At 51.1% G+C, this 23,219-nt stretch carries 20 protein-coding genes; 11 read left to right on the plus strand and 9 right to left on the minus strand.

Annotated features, from left to right (window positions below):
* Window positions 1-158: 158 nt before the first annotated feature.
* The 6 genes from ABD880_RS11375 (at window position 159) to uvrA (ending at window position 9,523) form a co-directional block, all read left to right on the plus strand.
* The gene (locus ABD880_RS11375; protein WP_345166017.1) at window positions 159-527 is read left to right on the plus strand and encodes a hypothetical protein; all 369 of its coding nucleotides are present in this window, start codon (window positions 159-161) and stop codon (window positions 525-527) included.
* A gap of 66 nt (window positions 528-593) precedes the next feature.
* Complete coding sequence (locus tag ABD880_RS11380; protein WP_345166020.1) at window positions 594-1,229, plus strand: PepSY-associated TM helix domain-containing protein; 636 nt, start codon at window positions 594-596, stop codon at window positions 1,227-1,229.
* 204 nt (window positions 1,230-1,433) lie between these two features.
* Window positions 1,434-4,175 carry a T9SS type B sorting domain-containing protein gene (locus ABD880_RS11385; RefSeq protein WP_345166023.1) on the plus strand — a complete coding sequence of 914 codons (2,742 nt, stop codon included), beginning with the start codon at window positions 1,434-1,436 and terminating at the stop codon, window positions 4,173-4,175.
* Window positions 4,176-4,193: 18 nt separating this feature from the next.
* Window positions 4,194-5,312: an alanine racemase gene (locus ABD880_RS11390; RefSeq protein ID WP_345166026.1), complete on the plus strand. Its 1,119-nt coding sequence runs from the start codon at window positions 4,194-4,196 to the stop codon at window positions 5,310-5,312.
* Between the two features lie 283 nt (window positions 5,313-5,595).
* Window positions 5,596-6,297, plus strand: a complete 702-nt coding sequence (locus tag ABD880_RS11395) for a hypothetical protein (protein WP_345166028.1) — start codon at window positions 5,596-5,598, stop codon at window positions 6,295-6,297.
* Between the two features lie 181 nt (window positions 6,298-6,478).
* Window positions 6,479-9,523 (plus strand): excinuclease ABC subunit UvrA, encoded by a 3,045-nt coding sequence (gene uvrA / locus ABD880_RS11400; protein WP_345166031.1) that lies wholly within the window; start codon window positions 6,479-6,481, stop codon window positions 9,521-9,523.
* A 186-nt stretch (window positions 9,524-9,709) separates the two neighbouring features.
* Here the strand turns inward: uvrA and ABD880_RS11405 are convergent, their stop codons facing one another.
* The 6 genes from ABD880_RS11405 to ABD880_RS11430 form a co-directional block, all read right to left on the minus strand.
* Window positions 9,710-9,988, minus strand: coding sequence for a hypothetical protein (locus ABD880_RS11405; protein WP_345166034.1), 279 nt, complete (start codon window positions 9,986-9,988; stop codon window positions 9,710-9,712).
* Window positions 9,989-10,999: 1,011 nt separating this feature from the next.
* Window positions 11,000-11,680, minus strand: coding sequence for a DUF4142 domain-containing protein (locus ABD880_RS11410; RefSeq protein ID WP_345166036.1), 681 nt, complete (start codon window positions 11,678-11,680; stop codon window positions 11,000-11,002).
* A 63-nt stretch (window positions 11,681-11,743) separates the two neighbouring features.
* Window positions 11,744-12,415 carry a DUF4142 domain-containing protein gene (locus ABD880_RS11415; RefSeq protein ID WP_345166039.1) on the minus strand — a complete coding sequence of 224 codons (672 nt, stop codon included), beginning with the start codon at window positions 12,413-12,415 and terminating at the stop codon, window positions 11,744-11,746.
* 56 nt (window positions 12,416-12,471) lie between these two features.
* Window positions 12,472-13,038, minus strand: coding sequence for a DUF4142 domain-containing protein (locus ABD880_RS11420; protein WP_345166041.1), 567 nt, complete (start codon window positions 13,036-13,038; stop codon window positions 12,472-12,474).
* Between the two features lie 24 nt (window positions 13,039-13,062).
* The gene (locus ABD880_RS11425) at window positions 13,063-13,632 is read right to left on the minus strand and encodes a DUF4142 domain-containing protein (protein WP_345166043.1); all 570 of its coding nucleotides are present in this window, start codon (window positions 13,630-13,632) and stop codon (window positions 13,063-13,065) included.
* Window positions 13,633-13,844: 212 nt separating this feature from the next.
* Window positions 13,845-14,627 carry an enoyl-CoA hydratase/isomerase family protein gene (locus tag ABD880_RS11430; protein WP_345166045.1) on the minus strand — a complete coding sequence of 261 codons (783 nt, stop codon included), beginning with the start codon at window positions 14,625-14,627 and terminating at the stop codon, window positions 13,845-13,847.
* 147 nt (window positions 14,628-14,774) lie between these two features.
* On the opposite strand from ABD880_RS11430, the gene ABD880_RS11435 reads away from it, so the two are divergent.
* The 3 genes from ABD880_RS11435 to ABD880_RS11445 all read left to right on the plus strand — a co-directional run bounded on the left by ABD880_RS11435 (window position 14,775) and on the right by ABD880_RS11445 (window position 17,399).
* Window positions 14,775-16,328: a M28 family metallopeptidase gene (locus tag ABD880_RS11435; RefSeq protein ID WP_345166047.1), complete on the plus strand. Its 1,554-nt coding sequence runs from the start codon at window positions 14,775-14,777 to the stop codon at window positions 16,326-16,328.
* A gap of 409 nt (window positions 16,329-16,737) precedes the next feature.
* Window positions 16,738-16,914, plus strand: a complete 177-nt coding sequence (locus tag ABD880_RS11440; RefSeq protein ID WP_345166050.1) for a hypothetical protein — start codon at window positions 16,738-16,740, stop codon at window positions 16,912-16,914.
* A gap of 17 nt (window positions 16,915-16,931) precedes the next feature.
* A complete protein-coding gene (locus tag ABD880_RS11445) occupies window positions 16,932-17,399 on the plus strand; it encodes a hypothetical protein (protein WP_345166053.1) in 468 nt (155 codons plus the stop codon).
* A 210-nt stretch (window positions 17,400-17,609) separates the two neighbouring features.
* On the opposite strand, the gene ABD880_RS11450 is transcribed toward ABD880_RS11445, so the two are convergent.
* From ABD880_RS11450 to rpoN, 3 genes are all read right to left on the minus strand, one after another.
* Window positions 17,610-18,116: a hypothetical protein gene (locus ABD880_RS11450; RefSeq protein WP_345166056.1), complete on the minus strand. Its 507-nt coding sequence runs from the start codon at window positions 18,114-18,116 to the stop codon at window positions 17,610-17,612.
* 527 nt (window positions 18,117-18,643) lie between these two features.
* Entirely contained in the window at window positions 18,644-19,264 is a 621-nt protein-coding gene (locus ABD880_RS11455; protein ID WP_345166058.1) for a hypothetical protein, read from the minus strand.
* Between the two features lie 136 nt (window positions 19,265-19,400).
* Window positions 19,401-20,885: an RNA polymerase factor sigma-54 gene (gene rpoN, locus ABD880_RS11460; RefSeq protein ID WP_345166060.1), complete on the minus strand. Its 1,485-nt coding sequence runs from the start codon at window positions 20,883-20,885 to the stop codon at window positions 19,401-19,403.
* Window positions 20,886-21,125: 240 nt separating this feature from the next.
* Between rpoN and asnS the strand changes: the two genes are divergently transcribed.
* Together asnS and ABD880_RS11470 are read left to right on the plus strand one after the other, a co-directional pair.
* Window positions 21,126-22,514 (plus strand): asparagine--tRNA ligase, encoded by a 1,389-nt coding sequence (gene asnS, locus ABD880_RS11465; RefSeq protein ID WP_345166062.1) that lies wholly within the window; start codon window positions 21,126-21,128, stop codon window positions 22,512-22,514.
* Window positions 22,515-22,730: 216 nt separating this feature from the next.
* Window positions 22,731-23,174: a hypothetical protein gene (locus ABD880_RS11470; RefSeq protein ID WP_345166063.1), complete on the plus strand. Its 444-nt coding sequence runs from the start codon at window positions 22,731-22,733 to the stop codon at window positions 23,172-23,174.
* The last annotated feature ends 45 nt before the right edge of the window (window positions 23,175-23,219 follow it).

A 23,219-nucleotide genomic window follows, 5' to 3' on the forward strand; every position in this document is an offset into this window, starting at 1 on the left:
ACTTATATGAACCATAAGACTCAATCAGGACCTATGAAAAACTCAGAAAGGTGTATGCCTTGTACGGCCAACGCCAGCGAGCCATTTTTAAACGGCCAGAAAAATGGTGTACGCTTTACCTTGACACCACCTGGAATGGCAAGCACCACTTTGAGGACATGCTTAGATATTACGCGAAAGACAGCACAGAACAGTTTTTTAGGCGTCACTTCGGTTTTGAAGCACCGGATTGGAAACCTCATTATCTCTATACCCTGCAAACCCAGCAGAAAGAATTCACCGCCAAGGACTTTTCAACCTGCACGTTCAAAGTAGCTGATATAAAGGATTATCAACAGGATAAGAACAACTGCGAAGTGGGCCGCATGCAGTTCTCAAAAGCGATCTATAATCAAGATCAGACCAAAGCCTGGCTATATTATGAATTCTTTTGCGGTGGTACCTGCGGCATGGGCGAAGTATTAACGGTAGAGAAGGTAAAGCACAAATGGGTCATAAAAAGGGCTGATCAGCAATGGATCTCTTAGATGTTTACCATCTTTGCATGAAAGACGCGGTTTTTGCGTTAACCACTAAAGCCGCCTTTACTCTCCATGAGCATAGACAGTACCAAAAGACAGAAACAGGCGCGCGTTCTGCGTGACTTCAGAAAAGTGCACCGGCTCACGGGGGCTCTGCTGTTTGTGTTCTTTTTTGTGATCTCCATCACGGGACTGCTGCTGGGTTGGAAGAAGCACACGGGCGGCCTAATTCTGGCCAAAACCTATACCGGCACGTCTACCAACCTGCAAGACTGGCTCCCTGTGGACAGCCTCACCCAGAATGCCTTTAAAGCGGTAAAAGACTCCCTAGGCATGGACACTACCATGCTCACCCTGGACCGCATTGACATGCGACCAGACAAAGGCACTGTCAAGTTTCTGTTTGTGGAAGAATATTTGGGCGTACAGTTAGACGCGGCCACGGGCAAAGTCCTGCACCTAGAAACCCGCCGCGCCGACTTCATTGAGAACCTGCACGACGGTTCTATTCTGGACCGCATCTTCGGCGTTGACAGTGGCACGCTCAAAGTCATTTACAGCACCATCATGGGCGTGGCCTTGCTCATCTTCACCATCACGGGTTTCTGGTTGTGGTACGGGCCCAAACGCATGAAGCAGGGCAGCTCCGCTTCTCTCTCCCCTACCACGACCGTCCATAGACCAGCCAGACCACTCAGAGGCAACTAGCATCCAGATTTTTAGCCTGTGCATCATTCCTGTTTCAGGGAAAAATCCACAAAAGCCTAACAAGTCGTTTTGGGGCTATTTTCTGGAAATGAGGCTAAAAGCGTAAGTAACTGAGGCTGTGATACAAATAGCTTCCTCAGGCTATTTTAATTCCCCTTTGGCTTTCTTAGATTTGCCTCCCCAATTCTATCTAAACCCTTTTTTGTGCGTTCATCTGTTCTTTCCAGGTTGCTGGTTGGCGGCGTCTTGGCCTTTTTCTGTCTGCTCTGTTGTGTACCTAAAAGCGCTTTTGCCCAGGGGCAGGGCACGTATTGGTACTTCGGGAATAACGCTGCGCTGGATTTTAGCTCTGGTAGTCCTAAGCCCTTGCTCAACAGCGCCATGAATACCTCTGAGGGCTGTGCCTCTATCTCGGATGCGCAGGGCAACCTGCTTTTTTACACAGATGGCATCACCGTTTGGAGTCATGACCACAAGGTAATGGCAGACGGCACTGGGTTAATGGGTCACTCTTCTACGGCGCAGGCCGCAGTGGTGGTCCCGGCGCCGGGCCAGCCCCAGCGGTATTACATCTTCACTAATGCCAACAACGCGCAACCAAACGGCCTCAGGTACAGCATCGTAGACATGTCTTTGTATGGCGGCAAGGGACAGGTGATAGAGAAGAACATGTTTTTGGCGGCGCCCGTCTCTGAGATGGTCACGGCAGTGCAACACGCCAACCGGCAGGACATCTGGGTGATTTGCCACGAGTACGGCACCAACACCTTCAAAACGTTTCTGGTCACTAAAAACGGTGTACAGACACAACCTGTCATCAGCCAGACAGGCAAGATTCACAAAGCAGAGAATGCTAATACCACAGCCATTGGTTGTATGAAGGCATCTCCAGACGGCCGCCGACTGGCGGTGGCCTCTTTTGGCGTAGGCGTAGAAGTGTATGACTTTAACGCCTCAACGGGAACCATCTTCAACCCCATTGCCATCAATGGCTTTTTTAACGGGTATGGCGTTGAGTTTTCTCCGGACATGTCTAAGCTCTACTACACCACTTCTGGCAACATAGACTTGATGCAGGTCAATCTTTTGGCGGGCAGTCCGGCCTTGGTGGCCTCCTCTGCGGTGCGCATTGCCAACATTGGCCAGGACGGCGCCCAGCGCTACGTAGGCGGAAGCTTGCAGATAGGCCCAGACGGAAAGATCTACGTGGCCCGGCCTACCAGCAAACACCTGGGCGTGATCCATCAGCCCAATGCCTTGGGCGCGGCCTGCCAGTACGTAGATCAAGGCGTGGACTTGGGCGGGGGCATTAGCATGTGTGGCCTACCGGTGTTTGTGCAGAGCTTTTTCTACTATGACGGCGAGCTGAAAATGACCAACACTTGCTTTGGCGAGGAGACCACTTTCAAACTGAACGTGGCGCCCAACGCCCCGGCGCCCCTGTCCACGCTTTGGGAGTTTGGGGACCCAGCCTCAGGCGTCTTGAACACTTCTACCCAAGCCATTGGCAAGCATAGATTCTCCGCGCCGGGCACCTACAAAGTCAAGCTTACCCGCACCTTCATCAACACCTTAGAGGAGTATACCATTGAATTTGTAGTGAACCCCTTGCCCAACGTAAACCTGGGGCTAGACCGCCAGATTTGCCCGGGCACGCCCGTAACGCTGGATGCCACCGTGGCAGGCGCTACTTCTTACCTCTGGAGCAACGGCCTCACCACGCCCACTCTCACCACCTCTACCCCGGGCACTTATTCTGTGCAAGTGACCTCGGCAACGGGTTGCGTGAATACAGACGAAGTAGTCATCTCCTTGCTTCCGGTACCCGCCTTTGATTTGGGACCAAACAAAGAGCTCTGTGAAGGAGAGGTTATGGTACTGGACGCTTTGCCCACCAACGCCGCCGGCGCTACCTTTAGGTGGCAGGATGGCAGCACCAAGAATTCCTTTACGGTGACCAAACCAGGCCGCTATGAAGTCACTGTCACCAGCCCAAATGGCTGCTCCATTACAGACGCAGTCACGGTAACATACAAACCATTGCCCATCGTCAACCTGGGGCCGGACCGCGTGCTGTGCACCAATGACCCGCTCACCTTAGGCACTGCGCAAACCGGTGCTATCTACAAATGGTCCACGGGCGCTACTTCGGCTACTATTTCACCCACAGCAAGCGGGACGTACTGGCAGGATATCACTATCAACGGATGTACCTCCAGAGACGAGGTGAACGTGCTTTTCAACCCATTACCGGTAGTTAACCTAGGCAAGGACACTACCCTGTGCGAAGGCCAGACGCTGCTTCTTAACGCAGCACGCGCCAACGCCACCTACAAATGGAAAGACGGTTCTACGCAACCCACCTTGCTTGTCAATGCGCCCGGCACGTATTGGGTAGATGTGACCAATGAGTTCAACTGCACCACCCGCGACGAGATAAAAGTCTATTACCTGAATCCCCCAACCATTGAACTGGGCAATGATACCACCATTTGCAACGGCGATGTACTGACCATTGGCCAGACACTGCCTGACGTGACTTACAAATGGTCTGACGGTTCTACTAATGCCACTTTGGATGTAACCAAACCCGGCACCTACCGCGTCACGGTCTCTTTGCAGGACATCTGTATTGAGTCTGATGCCATCACCATAAAGGCAAAAGATTGCGTAGCCGGCTTGTTCATTCCCAACATCTTCACGCCCAACGGCGATGGCATCAATGACAACTTCTTCATTATGGGCTTGCTGAATCCAAAGAATACCACCGATGCCGTTCGCTGGGAACTGTCTGTTTATGACCGCTGGGGCAAGCGGGTCTATTACACCAAGGACTATAGAAATGAATGGGAAGGAAAGGGCTTTTCTGACGGGGTGTACTATTACCATTTAGCCAATAACCAGGACGGCCGCCTGCTCAAAGGTTGGGTGGAGATTGTCCGGTAAATTCTGTTGCTTTACGGTATGGCTAACATTTCCCTTGACCAAATTACTGAACCTACCCTGCTCCTGAATGAGCAGATTGCCAAGGCCAACATCCAGCGCATGGCCCAGAAAGCCCAACGCGCCGGGGTGCATTTGCGCCCGCATTTTAAGACGCACCAAAGCTGGCAGGTAGGGGAATGGTTTAGGGAAGTCGGCACCACCGCCATCACGGTTTCTTCTGTGAAGATGGCGCAGTACTTTGCCCGGCATGGCTGGCAGGATATTACGGTGGCCTTTCCCTTGAACCGTCGTCAATTACCTCAAATTCAGGAACTGGCTCAACAGGTTACGTTGGGCTTGGTGATCACGTCTTCGGACGATGTGGCTTTCCTGCGCGAGCATCTGCAAACCCCAGTAAATATCTGGATTAAGGCAGACACTGGGTACGGCCGCACTGGCATCAAAGCTGAAGACATTGCTACGCTGGATTTGATTTTGAATGAATTGAAGCAACCCTCGGCGCATACGTTCCAAGGATTTCTGGCGCACGCTGGGCATTCCTACAAAGCCAGAGGAAAAGAGGAGATTGCCGCCGTGCATCAGCAGACCTTGGACAAGATGCGCGGCTTGAAAGAACGTTACCTAGGTGACTGGCCAAATCTGCAACTTTCCATCGGTGACACGCCGTGTTGCAGTGTCATGGAAGATTTTGCTGGCATAGATGAGATACGCCCCGGCAACTACGTTTTCTATGACCTCACCCAGCACCAAATTGGCTCCTGCCAACTGCAGGACATTGCCGTTGCGCTGGCTTGCCCCGTGGTAGCTCTGCACCCAAACCGCAACGAAGTCATTCTCTATGGTGGCTCCGTGCATTTCTCCAAAGACGTCCTGCCTTTGCCTGACGGCAATATCTTCGGGTTGGTAGTGCCTTTGACCGAGAATGGTTGGGGTGAACCTCTGGCAGATACGGCGGTGGTCTCCCTCTCTCAGGAGCACGGCATTGTTCGCACCACGCCAGCATTGATGCACCATTTCCAGCAAGGCGGTTTGGTGGGTGTGTTACCAGTGCACTCTTGTTTGACGGCAGATGTTGCCAGGAGTTATTTGACCTTGACCGGTGAACGGCTGGAGCATTTGAGCGGCATAGTATTGTAAGGACAGAGAGACACTCGCAGGAGCTTCGCACACTACTAGGTCTAGCATCTATGGGATCTGACAATTATGAAGCTGGCTCATCTTGGTCGCCTAGCTCCTCGTTCCCTCTCTGTCATCCTGAAAGGATCTTGGTAACGAACTAGACAGGCGCTCAAATAAACGGTACTATAGCTTGCCCACAAGATCTTTCCAAGATGACAAAAGTGAGGTAATCGTTTTTAGCCTGCTTTATGGAAAATAGACCACAAACGCATCTAATCAAAAACACTTCTTGCCTATTCACATGATGCGCACAAGACTTTTACTTTGCTTCTCCGCCCTTGGCCTTATTGTTAGCTGTACACCTCACACAGAAAAGGCGAGGCCAGTTATTCAGTCCATTACAATTATGGAATCTGGCATTGTTGATTCTGCTACAGCTGTAAATCCGCATCATGGAATCTGGGCTTATGTCCATTTTGACTTCGCAAATAACAGGGCATCAATTTATAGGAAAAAGTTTGCAGAGTATTTCTTGCCCGAATTCGACAGGTTCAAAAAAGATACTATTATAGCAAACCTGAATTCAGACACGCTGCTTATTGGCTTTGCAAACCAATTATTACAGTTTGATTTTAAAAATTTTTACTTGAAGGAAACATTAAAAAGGAAGAAAATAGAAGACGCAGGTAGGAATGGCAGGTTAGATGAAATAAGACATCTGCGCAGAATTGATTTTCAAGTCTTTTATGTTAGACTAAAAACTGATTCTGCTGAACAGGTTTTTGCTTACAACAACATGGTTGGGATTCCTGCCTTCATACATGTGACTGAGCTGTTTAATCGACTTACAGAATCAGAAAAATTAAAAGTCACTGCAAACAAACTGAACGAAGACAGTTTGATGGCTCCATTTCTGGCTCGTCCAGAGTTAATAAATTCTTTCTTTCCACCTCCTCCACTTCCAGATCCGCCACCTCCTCCCCCTCCCCCAAGTAAATACTAGCCTCCCATTTTCAGCCTCTTTTCCTCAAAACAGGCCAAAAACGCCTTTGCCCGTCTTCCCGAAGAACAACCACCTTCCGCTAAACTATTCCTTTACAAATTCGGTTAAGAAGAGATGGATTGCCCGGTGCCATGGTAGCGCGGGAATGCCTACCTTTGCTCTTTAAACCGAACCAAATCGGATGACGCCAAAAGATACGGATGCTACGCAGGTAGCCAAAAAACATACCTCAACCACCGTGGATGTGCCCTTCATTGAAGTGTATGGCGCCCGGGAACACAACCTCAAGAACATCAGCCTTAAGATACCGCGCAATGAGTTGGTGGTCTTCACGGGCATCTCGGGCTCTGGTAAATCCTCCCTGGCCTTTGACACCATCTACGCCGAGGGCCAGCGCCGCTACATGGAGACCTTCTCGGCTTACGCCCGCTCCTTTCTGGGGGGCATGGAACGTCCCAACGTAGACAAGATTGAAGGGCTTTCGCCGGTAATCTCTATTGAGCAGAAAACCACTTCGCGCAACCCCCGCTCTACCGTGGGCACCATCACTGAGATTTATGACTTCCTGCGCCTGCTGTACGCCCGTACCGCCGAGGCCTTCAGTTATGAGACCGGTGAGAAGATGGTCAAGCAGAGTGATGACCAGATTGTGAACCACATTTTGGAGTACTTCAACGGCAAGCGCACCATCATTCTGGCCCCCGTGGTGAAAGGCCGGAAAGGCCATTACCGCGAGCTGTTTGAGCAGATTAGAAAGATGGGTTTCCTGCGCGCCCGCATTGACGGCGAACTGGTGGAACTCACGCCCAAGATGCAGGTGGACCGCTACAAAATCCACGACATTGAGATTGTGATTGACAAGCTGGTGCCCTCTGCCGAGGACCGCTACCGCCTGTCCACCTCTATCCAGAACGCATTGCAACACGGCAAAGGCACCGCCCTGGCCATGGACGCCGACACCAACGAGACGCAATTCTACTCCCGTCACCTGATGGACCCGGCCACAGGCATCGCGTATGATGACCCGGCGCCCAACACCTTCTCCTTCAACTCGCCGTACGGTGCGTGCCCGGTGTGTAATGGCCTAGGCGAAATCCAGGAACTGACCGAGGAATCCATTGTCCCCAGCAAGAGCGTGAGCATCAGCCGGGGCGGGATTGCGCCCTTGGGCGAGTACCGCGACATCTGGATTTTCTCACAGATACAGGCCTTACTCAAACGCCACAAGCTTTCTTTAATGGCTCCCATTGAGGACATCCCCGAAGAGGCTTGGCATCAATTGATGTACGGTTTTGAAGAGGAAGACCCAAAGGGCAAGAAAGAGCCATTCGTATTTGAAGGTGTTATCAACTTCCTCAAAAAACAACTGGAGTCTGACTCTGACAACGTACGCGCCTGGATTCAGGAATACACCCAACAAAGCACCTGCCCTGAGTGCAACGGCTACCGCCTGAAAAAAGAATCCCTGCACTTTAAACTGGACAACACCCACATTGGACAACTCTCTGAGATGGACATCCAACAGCTCGCTGACTGGATAGCCAACCTGGAAGACCGCCTCAATGACCGCCAGAACCTGATCGCGCGCGAACTCCTGAAAGAGATTCGCAAACGGATTGGCTTTTTGGTAGACGTAGGGTTGGAGTACCTGCATTTGCACCGCTCCGTGCGCACGTTGTCTGGCGGCGAAAGCCAACGGATACGTTTGGCTACGCAGATTGGTACGCAGTTGGTGGGTGTGCTCTACATCATGGATGAGCCCAGCATTGGCCTGCACCAGCGCGACAATGAGAAACTGATCAAGGCTTTGCAGGACTTGCGTGACTTGGGCAACTCCGTGGTGGTAGTAGAACATGACAAAGACATGATTCTGGCCGCCGATTACGTGGTGGACATCGGTCCGGGCGCAGGTATTCACGGCGGGCAGATTGTAACCGCCGGCACACCCCAAGAAATGATGGAAAGCGGTACCACTACTGCTGACTACTTAAGCTACAGAAGAGGTATTCCAGTACGCCGTCAGAAGCGTGAAGGCAACGGCAAGAGCGTGATTCTGCGCGGCGCCACCGGCCATAACCTGAAAGACGTGACGTTGGAACTGCCTTTGGGCAAACTCATCTGCGTGACCGGGGTTTCGGGGAGCGGTAAGTCGTCGTTGATTCATGACACGCTCTACCCTATCCTCAACAAGCACTTCTTCCACGCCAAGCGTGAGCCGCTTCCGTTCAAAGGCATTGAAGGCCTCAACCACATTGACAAGGTAATTGAGGTAGACCAAAGCCCGATTGGCCGTACGCCGCGCTCTAACCCAGCCACCTACACAGGGGTGTTCACCGAGATCAGAAGCTTGTTTGCGTCCATGCCCGAGGCCAAGATCAGAGGCTATGCGGCGGGTCGTTTCTCGTTCAACGTGAAAGGCGGTCGTTGTGAGACCTGTGAGGGAGCCGGTATGCGCACCATTGAGATGAATTTCATGCCAGACGTGTACGTGCCGTGTGAGACCTGCAAAGGCAAACGCTACAACCGCGAGACGCTGGAGGTTCGCTTCAAAGGCAAGTCGGTGACAGATATTCTGGACATGACCGTGGAGCAGGCCGTAGAGTTCTTTGAGCACCAGCCTAGAATCCTGCGCAAAATCAAAACGCTGAATGATGTGGGTTTAGGCTACATCACCCTTGGCCAGCAGGCTACCACGCTTTCGGGTGGTGAGGCGCAGCGCGTGAAACTAGCCACGGAGCTTTCCAAGAAAGACACGGGCCGCACGCTCTACATTCTGGATGAGCCTACCACGGGTCTGCATTTCCAGGACATTGAGCATCTCTCTGATGTGTTGAACCGTCTGGTGGACAAAGGCAACAGCGTGCTTATTATTGAGCACAACATGGACTTGATTAAAGTAGCTGACCATGTGATTGACATCGGGCCCGAGGGCGGCGCCAAAGGCGGAAGCATTGTGGCCCAGGGCACGCCCGAGGAAGTAGCCGCCACCGGCTTAGGCCACACGTCGCGTTTCTTGAAAAATGAGCTCAGCACCAGCCACTACATTGACGCGCCTGTGTTTGTAGAAGAAGAGGTAGAAGAAGCCTTTGACGACCTGCCAACCGATGAGGTAAAGGAGAAGAAGCCCAGAGGCCGCAAGAAGAAAGAGGAAACGGCAGATGTTTCTGCTGCACCTGCCGCGGCTACGGAGAAGAAAAAACCCGGCCGTAAAAAGAAGACCGACTAGCGTTTTTGGCCTGATCCTCTGAAAACAGGCCAAAAACGAAGATAACAGAAAGCCCTCTCTGCACGTGTGCGGAGAGGGCTTTCTGTTTAAGGATGATTTCGCTGGAATATCGCCTTGGCAGTAGACAGCTAGGTCAGACTTTAAAATGGCTCCTTTTGAAAAGTCTTGGCCAGAGGAAACCAAAGACTATTTCTTAGCGGCGGTGTCTTTCTTGGCAGTAGTGGCAGTGGTATCTTTTGTAACGGCCGTAGTGTCTTTAGGAGACTGCGTTTCTGGGTTGGCCAGCGTGGCCTTGCTGTTGGCTTCGGCCACGGCGTCACTGCTGTTATGACCGGTTCCTGCCTGATTATCAGTTAAACCATAGCCAGTACCTTTATCATCTACGTCTGTAGAGGCTGTGTATGTATTACAAGCCGAGCCTACCAATAAGGCACCAGCCACAAAAAATGGCATTATCTTTTTCATATATCTTGTAATGTGTTGCGGCAAAGGTAAATAATTTGGGGCTTATACCACACCCTCGGTCAGGGGTTTATCTCTGTTATGGGTAGAAAAATTCTTTCCTCTAATCACTAAGACACTAGCCTTACATTTACATTGGTTTTCTGGGTAGGACTTTCCTATCCATCACTGCTCTGTGGTGCATGCATTTGGCTGTTCACTTGGCATTGCCGTCTGTTCCGGTGTGTGCACGCATTTGGCTATTCTTACCTTCCTTCTCTCTTCCGGTGCGAAATTCTTGCCTTGTTTCATTTGTTCTGGTAAGCGCTCACGGCCGCGAGGCCCCGCCCTGTCCCTTCGCACTGCTGTTGTCTGTGGGACTTCGTCCCTGCCTCCGCTCCCGCGGCGCACAGACAACAGAGGCGCTCAGGACCAAGGCTGATTCGGGTGCGCTTGGTTTAGGCTTGTTGGTGGATTTAGTCGATGGTAGGCAATGACTGCTTCTGTTGTGCAGACGTCACGCGTGCTGCGCACGGCTGTAGCCATCTGCTCGCACGTGACCGGCCGGGCTTGCGCCCTGTCCGTAGCGGCGTAATACATAACGCCGCGTCTCCATGCAACGATCACTGCACCCAAATCATAAGCTTTCCTACGCCAGAATCTCTTTATGGGCAGAGTTTAAGGCCTCTACCAGTTCGTCACCTGGTCTCTTCGTAGTGGACACGGCGTTATACATAACGCCGCTACGGAACGGATAACCGGAAACAACCGACCTGTCATTTTTGGCCTGAAATCCGGGAAACAGCCCGAAAACGCATAAAGAGAAAAGCCCTTCTCAGCAGGGAGAGGGGTTGGGGTGAGGCCAACACCATTACCTAGATTCAGGACTCGGGCTCAAGACTCAGAGCTATTTAAGACTTGAGAGCATCTTAGCCAAGAACTGTTTTTGGCTTATTTTCCAGAAAACAGGTCAAAAACGAAGAGCCAACCAAATTTACACTGGTTGGCTCTTCAACAAATATATCTAACGATGCCTTAGTCTACCTGGTCTTCAATCTTGGTGGCCATGTCTTGGTGGGACTTAAGCATAGGCAGGGTTTTAGTGGCAAACGCCTTCACGGTTGGAGCCTGGGCGTTGTTGCTCTTGGCTTCAAACAGGGCGATATCCATTTTATGGGCCACTTCCATCATGTCCATGTAGGCCTCGTCAAAGTCTTTGCCGGTTTTGTTGTTGAGTTTGTCCAGCATGGTCTGGTGCATGGGCATTAGAACGGTAGGCAGCTGTACGTTCATCTGTGAGGCAATGGACATCTGCTCTTGGTTGGCCTTGGTGTGGTGGTCTACCATCATCTGCGCGAAGCGTTTTACTTCGGCGTTGGAGGCGTTTTGCGCGGCCAGCTTACCGGCCTGTATCTCTAGCATGTTGCTGCTGGCGGCCGTCATCATAAAGGTGGCATCGTCCATGTTGGCAATCGTCTCGGCGTCTAGCATGCCAGTGCTGTTGGCCGTGCTGCCGGCGCCGGTAGCAGTGGCTGTACCTGTGGCGTTTCCGCCGCCGCCCAAGCCAGTGGTGCCGCCCGAAGCAGTTTCATTGGCCACCGTGGCGTCTGTGGTGGTTTCGGCGGTGGTGTTGGTGTCAGAGTCTGTGGTAGTGCTGGTACAGGCGGCGCCAAACAGCATGGCTCCGGCGGCAAAGAATAACATTGATTTTTTCATAGAAGTAGTGTTTTAGTGTTTGTGTAATGTGCGTCAGGTTCTCTCTTAGGCACTAGCAGTTGGCTAGTTGGCGGCTCTCTCTACTTTATCTTCTAGCTGGTCTGCCTTGTGCCCATGGGCGCGCAGATTAGGCAAGGCGCGTATGGCAAAGGCCCGCACGCTGGTGGTAGCCGCCGCATTGCTCACCATTTCAAACTTGGCCAGGTCTTCTTTGTGGGCTTCTTCCATGGCATCCATATACTTGCGGTCAAACTGGGTGCCCGTCATGGAGCCAAGCTTTTCTACCAGCTTTTGATGCCGGGCCATCATGGCCGTAGGCAGTTCCAGGTTCATGCCCTGGGCTACAGATAGTAATTCTTGATTGGCTTTGGTGTGGTGGTCTTTCATCAACTGGCCAAACTCCTTCACCTCTGGATCTGTGGCTCTTTGCACGGCCATTTGCCCTAAGGTCACTTGCATGAGGTTACGGCTGGCCATCTCAGTGAGAAACTGCTCTTCTGTTAAGGGGCGGTTGTCATAGAGCATGGTGTTGGAGACGGCAGACCCAGTGCCCGTGTTCATGTAGCCGGCACTGCCGGTCTCTTTGGTGACGCCGGCGGCATCGCTTTTGTTCATAACGCTGGCGGTGTGGCTGTCTGTGGTAGGCACCGTATTAGAGGTAGAGGCGTCTATCCTGCTGCACGCGCCTAGGGCTACGGCGGCCAAAACTCCAATGGTATATCCTGTCTTTCTCATAGTGCTGGTGTTTATGGTAGTCAATGTGCTGTTCTCAACACCTTCCCTGTGAGGAATTATTTAGTTAATACGTTTTTCAATTGGGTGGCCAGGCGCACATGTCCTTGCAAGACCGGCAGCGTCTTAAGGGCATAGCCACTTAAAGACACGTTTAAATTACCTTGTGAAGCTCCCCTAAACAGGGTTACGTCTTGCTGGTGCACGGCCTCCATCTCGGTGGCATATGCTTTCTCAAAGGCGGCGCCCGTTAGTTTAGACACGCGGTCATAGATGGCCTGGTGCTCTGACCGTAGCGTGGTGGAATACGACAAGTCTTGCTGGCGGGCTAAGCTTTGCAGTTCACTGTTGGCTTTGCCGTGATGGTTCACCATGATTCTGGAGAACTCCCGCGTCTCAATGGTGACCGCCTTTTGCAGCGCCACCTCGCTTAATCGTAGCTCTAGCTGTCCGCTGCTGGCGGCGGCCGTCACAAAGGCTTGGTCTGCCTGCTTGGTAGACTGCGTTTCTGTACCAGTGCCGGTGCCCGTGGGCGTGCCGTCTGTGCCAATGCCCAAGGTGGCACACCCGGTGCTACTGCACAAGATGCCTGCCACCCCAAGGGTGTAGATCCATTTTTTCATCATGCTGCTGTTGATTGGTTGTTTGAATTAGGGGTTTAGTTGCTCTTCTACTTGCTCTGCCTGTGCCAGATGGGCCCGCAGCATAGGAAGGCTCTTGGTGGCGAAGGCTTTCAATTCTACGTCTGTTCCTTCAGCAGCCATGTCCTCAAAATCTTTGATGGCCTGCTTGTGCTCCTTCATGACCGCCTTCAGGTACGCCATGTCAAAAGCAGCGCCGCTCTTGCTCATGATCTCATTGTACTCGTCCTGGTGGTCGTCTCCCATCTGCGTGGGCGTTACCAGGTTCTTGAGATCAGCAATCTGCTTAAGCTGGGCGTTGGCCTGCGTGTGGTGGTTGAGGAGGGTTTGTCCTAGTTCGCGCACTAGCGGAGACGCGCCTTTGCTGGAAGCCAGCCGGCCCAGCTCTGCTTCTAGCAAGCCACCGCTGGTGACTTCGGCTACAAACCACCCGGCTTTCTCGTCTTTGCCCGTGGTTTCCAGGAGTTTTTCATTGTGCTTTCCGGCAGCGTCTACAGAGGTGGAGTCTGAGGAACCGCCACAGCTGGTCAATATTGTCAACAAGGCGCCGCTGAAGAGAAAACACAATCTTTTTTTCATAGTGGTATTTTGTACAAATGGCATACAGGTCTCACCTGCTGGCTATTTTTACGGGCTTGCCATAGGATGGTTTTCATAGGCGGTTTTCTTGCTTGCAAAGAGCATTGTTGTGATTTTACCAGTATACATTTAAACGGAAAGAGCCCGCGCCTTTTGCAAGACGCGGGCTCTCTTGTTTTTGGCTTGTTTTCTCAAAAACAGGCCAAAAACGCTTACTCACCAGTGAAGACTGGTTTGCGCTTTTCATTGAAGGCGGCCACGCCCTCGCGGTTGTCAGCAGAGTTGCCGGCAATCTCCTGACAGTAGGCTTCATAGTCCAGCATTTCGTCCAGGCTAGACTCAAAGGATTTGTTCAGCATCTTCTTCATGAGGCCGATGGCTTTGGTAGGCGCACTGGCATAACGCTCGGCAATCTCTTGCACGGCGGCATCCAGTTCCTCTGGAGCAACTACTTGGTTGACCAAACCTAGTCGCAAGGCTTCATCGGCTTTTACCTTTGTGCCCAGCGTGCTCAGTTCAAAGGCTTTGCGCATGCCCACCAGACGCGGCAAGAAGTACGATGAACCCGAATCCAACACCAAGCCTACGTTGACAAACACTTCAATCAAACTAGCTTCTGTGCTGGCCACTACATAGTCACATGCCAAAGCCAGGGAACAACCAGCCCCGGCGGCCACGCCGTTCAGGCGGCAGATGATGGGTTTTGGCAGTTCGCGCATGGCCCTGATGATGGGATTGTAGCGCTTGTGCAGGCTGTCTGCAAGAGAGCGTTTTTCTGCGCCGGCAATGGCTTTCAAGTCCTGGCCGCTACAGAAGGCTCTGCCGACACCCGTCAAAATCACCACGCGCACGTTCACGTCTCTGGTTACTTGCTTAAGAGCGTCTTGTAGTTCAAAGCTCTGCTGGTCGTCAAAGGCGTTGAATACCTCTGGACGGTTGAGCATGATGGTGGCTATGCCATTGGTGACGCTATATTGTAGAATTTGCTCAGACATGTTGTTTTTGGGCTGTTTTATGAAAAGTAGGCTAAAAACGGTTTTATCAAAAGTACAGATTTGGGTTGGGAGTGCCAAAGGGTTGCCATTGGTGCTTTTTTTCTGTTTCTTTCCTATCTCAATTTCTTAATCCCACTCCAACCTAACATGAACAAAACCTATACCCTTTTGCTGGGGGCCGCTTTCTTGGCGTTCCCGGCAATGGCCCAGCAAAAAGCCGAGCCGCTGGACGCGGCCATCGTAGAGAAAATCAAGCAGGAAGGACTGCAGAAGTCTCAGGTGATGGACATTGCGTTCTACCTCACAGACGTGAACGGCCCGCGCCTTTCGGGTTCTACCGGACTGGCCAAAGCCAACCAGTGGACCAAAGAAAAACTTGCCTCCTGGGGCTTAAAGAACGCCACCATTGAGCCGTGGGGAACGTTCGGGAAAGGCTGGGAAGTAGAGAAATCCTACCTGGCCCTGACCAAGCCGTATTACCAGCCCATGATTGGCTCACCCAAGGCCTGGACGCCCAGCACCAACGGTCCGGTAAAAGGGCAGGTAGTCTTGGTGAAAGCCACCAAAGAAGAAGACCTGGCCCAGTACGCCGGCAAGCTGAAAGGCAAGATTGTGATGGCCGAAGTCACCAATCCTATCAAAACCACTTTTGAGGCCGACGGCAACCGCTACACCGACGAGCAACTGCACAAGATGGCCGAGCCAGTGGCTCCAACTGCCGGACGCGCACCTATGAGCGAAGAGCGTATGGCCCAGATGCGTGCCCGTCGTGCATTTGTAACCAAGATGAACGAGATGATTCTCTCTGAAGGCGCTGCCGCCATCCTAAGTTCACGCGGAGGTTCACATGGTACGTTCTTTACTACCAACGGTGCACCGTACGCCATGGACGCCAAGCCGGCCCTGCCTGAGTTTGAGATTGCCCAGGAAGACCTGTCCCGCATGAGCCGCCTTTTGAGCGCTGGCATTCCAGTAGAAGTAGAACTAGAGAGCAAAACCCGATTCTTAACTGATGACCCGCAAGGCTACAACGTCATCGCTGAGATACCAGGTTCTGACAAAAAACTGAAAAGCGAAGTAGTGATGCTAGGCGGTCACATTGACTCTTGGCACGCCGCTACCGGCGCCACAGACAACGCCGCGGGCGTGGCCGTGATGATGGAAGCCGTACGCATTATCAAAGCCTTGAACCTTCAGCCTAAGCGCACTATCAGAATCGCGCTTTGGGGTGGTGAAGAGCAAGGTCTGCACGGTTCCCGCGGTTATGCCAAGAAGTACATAGGTGACACCAAAACGATGGCCTTGTTGCCACAACAGGAGAAAATCTCGGCGTACTTCAACCTGGACAACGGTACTGGCAAGATCAGAGGTATTTACACGCAGGGCAATGAGGCCGTGGCTCCGTTGTTCTCTGAGTGGTTGAAGCCCTTCAACGCCATGGGCGCCACTACCGTGACCAACCGCAATACCGGCGGCACCGACCACTTGTCTTTTGACGCGCTGGGCGTACCGGGTTTCCAGTTCATCCAGGATGAGATTGAGTACAACACCCGCACCCACCACACCAACATGGACACCTATGACAGACTACAGCCCGAGGACCTAAAACAAGCCTCTGTAATTGTGGCCAACTTTGTGTACCAGACCGCCAACCGCGCAGAGAAACTGCCGCGCAAACCCATGCCTAAGCCGCAGTCATAAGGTTTAGCTTTAATCATAACCTAAAAGCCCGGTGTTCTTTCCAGAGCATCGGGCTTTTTGATGAAGTGTAAATGGGGACGGGGCGTTTTTGGCTTCTTTTCACCAAAACAGCCCAAAAACGGATTTTTCTCCCGCCCTTGTCGCGTGTTTTCACCAACAAGCGGAAGGGTCCTTGCACCTAGCTATCGCCTCGCATACTATTCTGATTTCTTTGAAAGCATCCAAAGAGATGAACCCGGTCGGTTTTAGCCTCTTTTGCGCAAAACAGCCCAAAAACGAACATCTTCTCTTCAACATCATTCTAACTAGTTATCAATCAGCAATAACTGATTCCTGTCAACTAATTCCTACTGACTGTTTACCGTATCTTGTAATTGTGTATCTTTACTAATTACCCTATTACGCTTTTATGAATACTCGCAACGCAAACATGCTTTTAAACGGCATGCTGGTGGTTTCCTTCTTGATTCTCATGCGCAACATAGAGCATCCAAACATCATGGTGCCTGCGCTGTCCTTCGTAGGATTCTTGATCTTTGTCGTGTTCAAGTTCATCATCACCCTTAGAAACCGAAAACAGAAATAACCTAACCGCTTACCCCTATGGAGTCCTTCTTCCTGAACTTGTCTCCTCCCAATGAGAACAGATCCACGCTGTCCTGGCTATACTCGGCCATGGCGGCCATCTTTTTGCTGGTAGGCTGTGTAGGCGTCTATACCGAATTTGCTTCTGGGCAGGCCCAATGGCACAACTACCTGTTGCCGCTGGTCCAGATGGCGCTGGGCATCTCTTACCTGGTGGTGGTGATTAGAAGAAGACGCCCGGTGGGCAAAAGCTACGTGCAGGTAGACGACCAGCAGATAGAACTCAAACTAGAGCCAGATGAAGACGCGTACACTCTGCCCTGGGAAGACATTCACCTCTTGCGCGTCCAGCCAAACAAACTCATCTACCGCCTCTCTACCGGCCACACCGGCGAAATCGATTTAGAGGACGTCCCAGAAGAGCACCTGGAAACCGTCCGGGAAGTCATCAGGCAAGCCGGCAAACGCAAAGGAGTAAGTCTTTGAGAGAGTCCTGAGTCGCGAGTTCTGAGTCTTGAGTCAAGCATCATATAAAACGTAAAGGCCCTGAAGAAAACTCTTCAGGGCCTTTACGTTTTTAGACTTTTTTCTGAGAATTAGGCTAAAAATGGATATAAGCTGGTTGAAATTCTTGTACAATTAAGTAATAGTAATCCCTTTCAACAGAGTCACCGTTTACTTCTTCAAGTCAACCATTTATTCCTTTACAGGAATATGCCATGTCTGGCCAGAGGCGGCTTTCCTTGGTATGAAGGTATACTTAGCAGGGTCCTTCAGCTTTAATCTCCATACAAACCTTAAGATTTCTGCAGAGGGGGTTGATGCCTCAGTATCCGGAGGGCATTTTGCTCCAATGTTCATGTAAATAGTATCTTCTATTTGGGTTATAAGACCATCGAGCGGGCAGTCTGTAGAATGCCAAAGAACAAAGGATATCTCTACTGAATCTGACTCTAATCGTTTAACCTGAAGTTGGTGAGCTTTTCTTATATTTTGTCCAACAAGAAACCTCTTGACATCATCTCTTGAGGCATTATAATACTGAAATTTGGAGGGCAGTTTATTTTCAGAGCAGGCTGAGTATGCACCAAGGGAGAATAAAAAAATGGTAATCTTAAGAAATGCATTGACCTTCATACGAGGGAATATGTTACCAATGATACTAATTAGAATCTGTTTCTTCTTAAGGTAAATCAATTTCATCTGTCTTCCTGAAAGGAACCTGTGGGCGAACTAGACAGGCGGTTGCATAAGAGCAGATTCTCCCCTTGAGGGGAGCGCAGAGGGGTGTTTATTTCAACAGATGAAGCTATCATATACTCATTTTGAATCTATAGAGCTAGGGTTAATGAATGTTCTATTTCTTCTTTTGATGTGCTAGTTTGAAGTAATGAACTCCTAGAAATATTGAGATTAGAGGAAGGACAGTCAAAGGAATTTTAAAACCTAAGAACCCTAAAAATGTGATGAAGGTCAAAATCCCAAACAAAATACCCAGTTGTCTGAAGTCCTTTTTGAACAAGTACAGGAAAAGCAATAGGATATTCCAAAAGGAGTAAACTATAACTTGCCATACCAGCATAAACCCTTCATAAAACTTCTTCTTGAAGAAATATGCTATGGAATCGTCAACTATTATGAGGAATAATAGAAGAAAGGAAAATGCTGTAAGAAGGTAATGGTAGTTACTCTTATTTAAACTAAAGCTGAGTCTCATATAAACAGCTGCTTTAAAAAGGAAGCCCCCAGAGAATCACGCCTAGCAGAAAACCCAGAATAAAGCCTGTGTAGACTTGTTTAGTGTTGTGGGCGCCTAACGCCAGCCTGGCAGAAAGAACCGCTCCGGCAATGGCAATGCCTATAACGGCGGGGTAAAACAAATGCGGTTCTGGGAGCCAGTCATAAAGCAAAACCAGAATACCCAAGGCCCCGCCTACCCCAATGGCGTGCGCGCTAATCTTCCAGAACTGGTTAATGACCAGCGTCATGTAGACAGACGCCGTGATGATGGCCATCACGTAAAAGAACAGGTCGTCAAAGTAGGTCTGGCGGTAAAAGAGGACGGTAGTCACCGTGTAACAGGCTGCGGCAAACAATAAGGGCCAGCGCCGGTCTGCCCTGCTTTCTAAGGTAAGGGATGAGATTTGTCCCGCCCGCCGCATGGCATACGCTCCCAACCCTGGAATGAGGAAAGTGGTCAGAAAGACCATAATCCAGACCAGACGCCGCCCTTCTACCGGGAACGTCAAGGCACCCACCGGCAGGTAGAACAAGATCAGGGCGAACAAGTACGATGGCAACAGCAGTGGATGAAACACCACTGACAGCACCAGCGCGAGGCGGGGATTCACTTCGTTAATTAAAAATTAGAAATTAGGAATGGGGGCATGCAGGAAACGGCTCTAGCTCAATCGTAAATTTGGTTAAAAATAATTTCTAATTTTTAATTTCTAATTCGCCTTCGCAAGGAGTTGTAAGCCATTTGGCTTACAACTCCTTGCGAAGGCGCGCTACGGGTATGTTTAACTGCTCACGGTATTTGGCCACGGTGCGGCGGGCAATGTTATAGCCTTTCTCGTTGAGCATTTTTTCAATCTTGTCATCTGAGAGCGGCTTGCGTTTGTTCTCTTTCTCAATGATGTCTTTGAGAATGGCCTTCACCTCGCGACTACTGGCTTCTTCGCCGGCATCGGTGGCAATGCCTTCAGAGAAGAAGAACTTAAGCGGTATAATCCCGAACTCGGTCTGTACGCTCTTGCTGTTGGCCACCCGGCTGACGGTAGAAATGTCCATACCGATGTCCTCGGCGATGTCTTTCAGAATCATGGGGCGCAGCTTGCTTTCATCGCCGTCCAGAAAATACTCATACTGGCGTTTCATGATGGATTCCATGGTGCGCAACAGGGTATTCTGGCGCTGTTTGATGGCGTCAATAAACCACTTAGCCGAGTCCAGTTTCTGCTTCACAAAGGTGACCGTCTCCTTGAGCTTCTTGTCTGTCTTGGCGCTTTTGTCATAGGCGTCAAACATGTCGGCGTAAGACCGCGAGATGCGCAGGTCTGGCGCGTTGCGGGCGTTCAAAGACAGTTGCAACTGGCCTTCCTCATTGGTGATGATAAAGTCCGGAATCACGTACTGCACGCGCGTAGCGCCCCCGCTACCGCCGGGCTTGGGGTTGAGCTTCAAGATTAAGTCTATCGCCGATTTGAGTTCATAGTCCTCCAGCTCCAGCTTCTGCTGAATGCGCGGATAATGCTTCTTAGTGAACTCGTCAAAGGTGTCATGGATGATTTGCTCCGCTACCTCAGTAATGTCATCTGGGTCGCGGCGCTCTAGTTGCAAGAGCAGACACTCCTGCAAATCGCGGGCGGCAATGCCAGGCGGATCAAAGGCTTGGATGCGGCGCAGAACATCTTCAATTTCCTCTACGCTGGCTTCTATGTTCTGCGAAAAGGCCAGGTCATTGGAGATGGCCTGCAGGTCACGGCGTATGTAGCCTTCTTCGTCAATACTGCCAATCAACTGCACGCCAATGGCTTGTTGTTTCTCATTGAGGTTCAGGAAGCCCAGTTGGTCCATGAGCGAGTCGGTGAGCGAACCCGTGAAGGCAATGGGCGTCTCGCGCTCCTCTTCCTCGCCGGGACCATCGCCTTGCATTTTATAGCCGGCAATGTCATCATCGCTCATATATTCTTCCAGGTTGAGGTCGCCGTCGTCATCGTCGCGGCGCATCTCCTCCTCGGCGTAATCATCTTCGGTATTGTCGAAATCTTCGTCCGCGTCTGAGGAGGTGTCCTCCTCGGCGGGGGCATCATCGGCTACGTCACCTTCTTCCAGCGCAGGATTGATTTCCAGTTCTTCTTTGATGCGGGCCTCCAGCTCAGCGGTAGGCACCTGCAGCAGTTTTATGAACTGTATCTGCTGGGGTGATAGTTTCTGGGATAAAAGCTGTTTTAAGTCAAGTCTCTGCATAGGCGAACGGCACCGGCCCCACAAGCGCGGACTAGGCCAAAGTTATGGTTTTTTACTACGGCTTTGCAAAAAAGGTTAATTTTGAATTTCGTGCCAAGGGCGCGAGGTATCACGTAGCAAGGATCAGGTAGCAAGACTTTTCTTTTTAAGTACTTCATACTTTGTACGCTTACCTGTTACCTTTGTCCTGATACGTGATACTTGATACGCGCTACCTATTTGGCGCTACGTGATACTATTATGAAAAGAACAAAAGTAAAAGCATTGCTCCAATCTGCGGAGAGAGGCCACGACGTTTTACTCAAAGGCTGGGTGCGCACCAAGCGCGGTAACAAGTACGTGACGTTTATTGCCGTCAATGACGGTTCTACCATTCATAATATACAGGTGGTGGCAGACATGAATCTGTTCACAGATGAGTCTCTGCGCGACGTGACCACCGGCGCCAGCGTGTCTGTAGTAGGAACCTTGGTAGAAAGCCAGGGCAAAGGCCAGACCGTAGAGATACAAGCCCGCACCATTGAGGTGATTGGCCTGGCAGACCCAGAAACCTATCCTTTGCAGAAGAAAGGCCACTCTCTGGAGTTTCTTCGGGAGATTGCCCACCTGCGCCCCCGCACCAACACGTTTGGCGCGGTCTTGCGCATACGGCACGCCATGGCCTTTGCCATTCACCGCTACTTTAACCACAACGGGTTCTTTTATATTCATACCCCGGTCATCACGGCCTCAGACGCCGAGGGTGCCGGTGAGATGTTCCGGGTCACCACCCTGGACCCTATCAACCCGCCTCGTACCGAGGACGGCCAGGTAGATTTCTCGCAGGACTTCTTCGGTAAGTCTACCAACCTGACTGTATCGGGCCAGCTGGAGGGCGAAGTTTGTGCCATGGCGCTTTCTGAGATTTACACCTTCGGGCCTACGTTTAGAGCCGAAAACTCCAACACCAGCCGTCACCTAGCCGAGTTCTGGATGGTGGAGCCAGAGATGGCCTTCTATGAACTAGAAGACAACATGGACCTGGCCGAGGACTTCTTGCGTTACCTGGTACGCTACGCCCTGGACCATTGCCTGGATGACTTGCAGTTCCTGAACGACCTATATGACAAGGAACTCCTGAGCCGCCTCAACTTTGTGGTGGAGCATGACTTCCAACGCCTGACCTACTCTGAGGCCGTGGCTATTTTGCGTGATGCCAAGCAGAAGTTTGAGTACAAAGTAGAATGGGGCACCGACCTGCAGAGCGAGCATGAGCGCTATCTGGTAGAGAAGCACTTTAAGAAGCCGGTTATCCTGACCAACTACCCTAAAGAGGTGAAGTCCTTCTACATGAAGCTCAACGATGACAACAAGACCGTGCGCGCCATGGACGTGTTGTTCCCGGGCATTGGCGAAATCATTGGCGGTTCTCAGCGCGAGGAGAACTATGACAAGCTGGTGGCCCGCATGCAGGAGCTCAACATCCCGGAGAAAGAAATGTGGTGGTACTTAGATACCCGCCGTTTTGGCTCTGTGCCGCACAGCGGATTTGGCCTGGGCTTTGAGCGTCTATTGCTGTTTGTAACCGGTATGGGCAACATCAGAGACGTGATTCCTTTCCCACGCTTCCCTAAGAGCGCCGAGTTTTAATTGGTTCAGCCACACCAATGAAGTATAAAGGAAGTCCCTACTCTCAATCATAAGAGTAGGGACTTCCTGTTTTAGGCCTCTTTCCTAGAAAATAGGCCAAAAACGGATTTATACTTGAGGCTTAGAAGCATAACAAATTTATTAAAGCCGCACCTTGGTGAAACTTTCTTGATTCCTTTCTACTTTTAGCAAAATAACACAAAACCCATTATTACTATGTTGAAGAAGTACGCAACCTCTCTGCTGTTGGTGTTGGCCCTTTTTGTGGGCAGTGCGCAGGCTCAGTCTTCACAAGACAAGGAGAAAGAAAAGAAAGAGCTGGCCAAGCAAAAGGCCGCTGAGAAGAAAGCCGAAGGCCTAGCCAAGGCCCAGGCCGCCAAGGAAAAAGAGAAAGCCAAGGCCGCCGCTATTAAAGAAAAGGAGGCCGCTAAGAAGGCCGCTGACAAAGAGAAAGCCGCTGCGGCTAAAGCCAAAGAGCAACAGAAGAAAGAAGCCGCTAAGCAAAAAGCGTTAGCCGCCAAAGAAAAGGAAAAAGCCAAAGCCGCTGAAGCCAAGCAAAAGGCTGCTGCCAAAAAATTAGCCGCCAAGGAGAAAGCCGCCGCTGCCAAAGAAAAGGAAGCCGCTAAAAAAGCCGCCGCCAGAGAAAAGAAGAAAGCGTAACCGCATTCCACTTACTATAACCATGAAGAGCCCGCCGGTAAGCGG

It is taken from the genome of Nibribacter koreensis (genome assembly GCF_039541795.1).
Lineage (GTDB): Bacteria > Bacteroidota > Bacteroidia > Cytophagales > Hymenobacteraceae > Nibribacter > Nibribacter koreensis.

Bases quoted from the DNA above. Each gene is read 5' to 3' on its own strand.
- ABD880_RS11375 (WP_345166017.1), top strand. From the start codon at position 159: ATGCTTAGATATTACGCGAAAGACAGCACAGAACAGTTTTTTAGGCGT.
- ABD880_RS11380 (WP_345166020.1), top strand. From the start codon at position 594: ATGAGCATAGACAGTACCAAAAGACAGAAACAGGCGCGCGTTCTGCGT.
- ABD880_RS11390 (WP_345166026.1), top strand. From the start codon at position 4,194: ATGGCTAACATTTCCCTTGACCAAATTACTGAACCTACCCTGCTCCTG.
- ABD880_RS11395 (WP_345166028.1), top strand. From the start codon at position 5,596: ATGATGCGCACAAGACTTTTACTTTGCTTCTCCGCCCTTGGCCTTATT.
- uvrA (WP_345166031.1), top strand. From the start codon at position 6,479: ATGACGCCAAAAGATACGGATGCTACGCAGGTAGCCAAAAAACATACC.
- ABD880_RS11405 (WP_345166034.1), bottom strand. From the start codon at position 9,988: ATGAAAAAGATAATGCCATTTTTTGTGGCTGGTGCCTTATTGGTAGGC.
- ABD880_RS11410 (WP_345166036.1), bottom strand. From the start codon at position 11,680: ATGAAAAAATCAATGTTATTCTTTGCCGCCGGAGCCATGCTGTTTGGC.
- ABD880_RS11415 (WP_345166039.1), bottom strand. From the start codon at position 12,415: ATGAGAAAGACAGGATATACCATTGGAGTTTTGGCCGCCGTAGCCCTA.
- ABD880_RS11420 (WP_345166041.1), bottom strand. From the start codon at position 13,038: ATGATGAAAAAATGGATCTACACCCTTGGGGTGGCAGGCATCTTGTGC.
- ABD880_RS11425 (WP_345166043.1), bottom strand. From the start codon at position 13,632: ATGAAAAAAAGATTGTGTTTTCTCTTCAGCGGCGCCTTGTTGACAATA.
- ABD880_RS11430 (WP_345166045.1), bottom strand. From the start codon at position 14,627: ATGTCTGAGCAAATTCTACAATATAGCGTCACCAATGGCATAGCCACC.
- ABD880_RS11435 (WP_345166047.1), top strand. From the start codon at position 14,775: ATGAACAAAACCTATACCCTTTTGCTGGGGGCCGCTTTCTTGGCGTTC.
- ABD880_RS11440 (WP_345166050.1), top strand. From the start codon at position 16,738: ATGAATACTCGCAACGCAAACATGCTTTTAAACGGCATGCTGGTGGTT.
- ABD880_RS11445 (WP_345166053.1), top strand. From the start codon at position 16,932: ATGGAGTCCTTCTTCCTGAACTTGTCTCCTCCCAATGAGAACAGATCC.
- ABD880_RS11450 (WP_345166056.1), bottom strand. From the start codon at position 18,116: ATGAAATTGATTTACCTTAAGAAGAAACAGATTCTAATTAGTATCATT.
- rpoN (WP_345166060.1), bottom strand. From the start codon at position 20,885: ATGCAGAGACTTGACTTAAAACAGCTTTTATCCCAGAAACTATCACCC.
- asnS (WP_345166062.1), top strand. From the start codon at position 21,126: ATGAAAAGAACAAAAGTAAAAGCATTGCTCCAATCTGCGGAGAGAGGC.
- ABD880_RS11470 (WP_345166063.1), top strand. From the start codon at position 22,731: ATGTTGAAGAAGTACGCAACCTCTCTGCTGTTGGTGTTGGCCCTTTTT.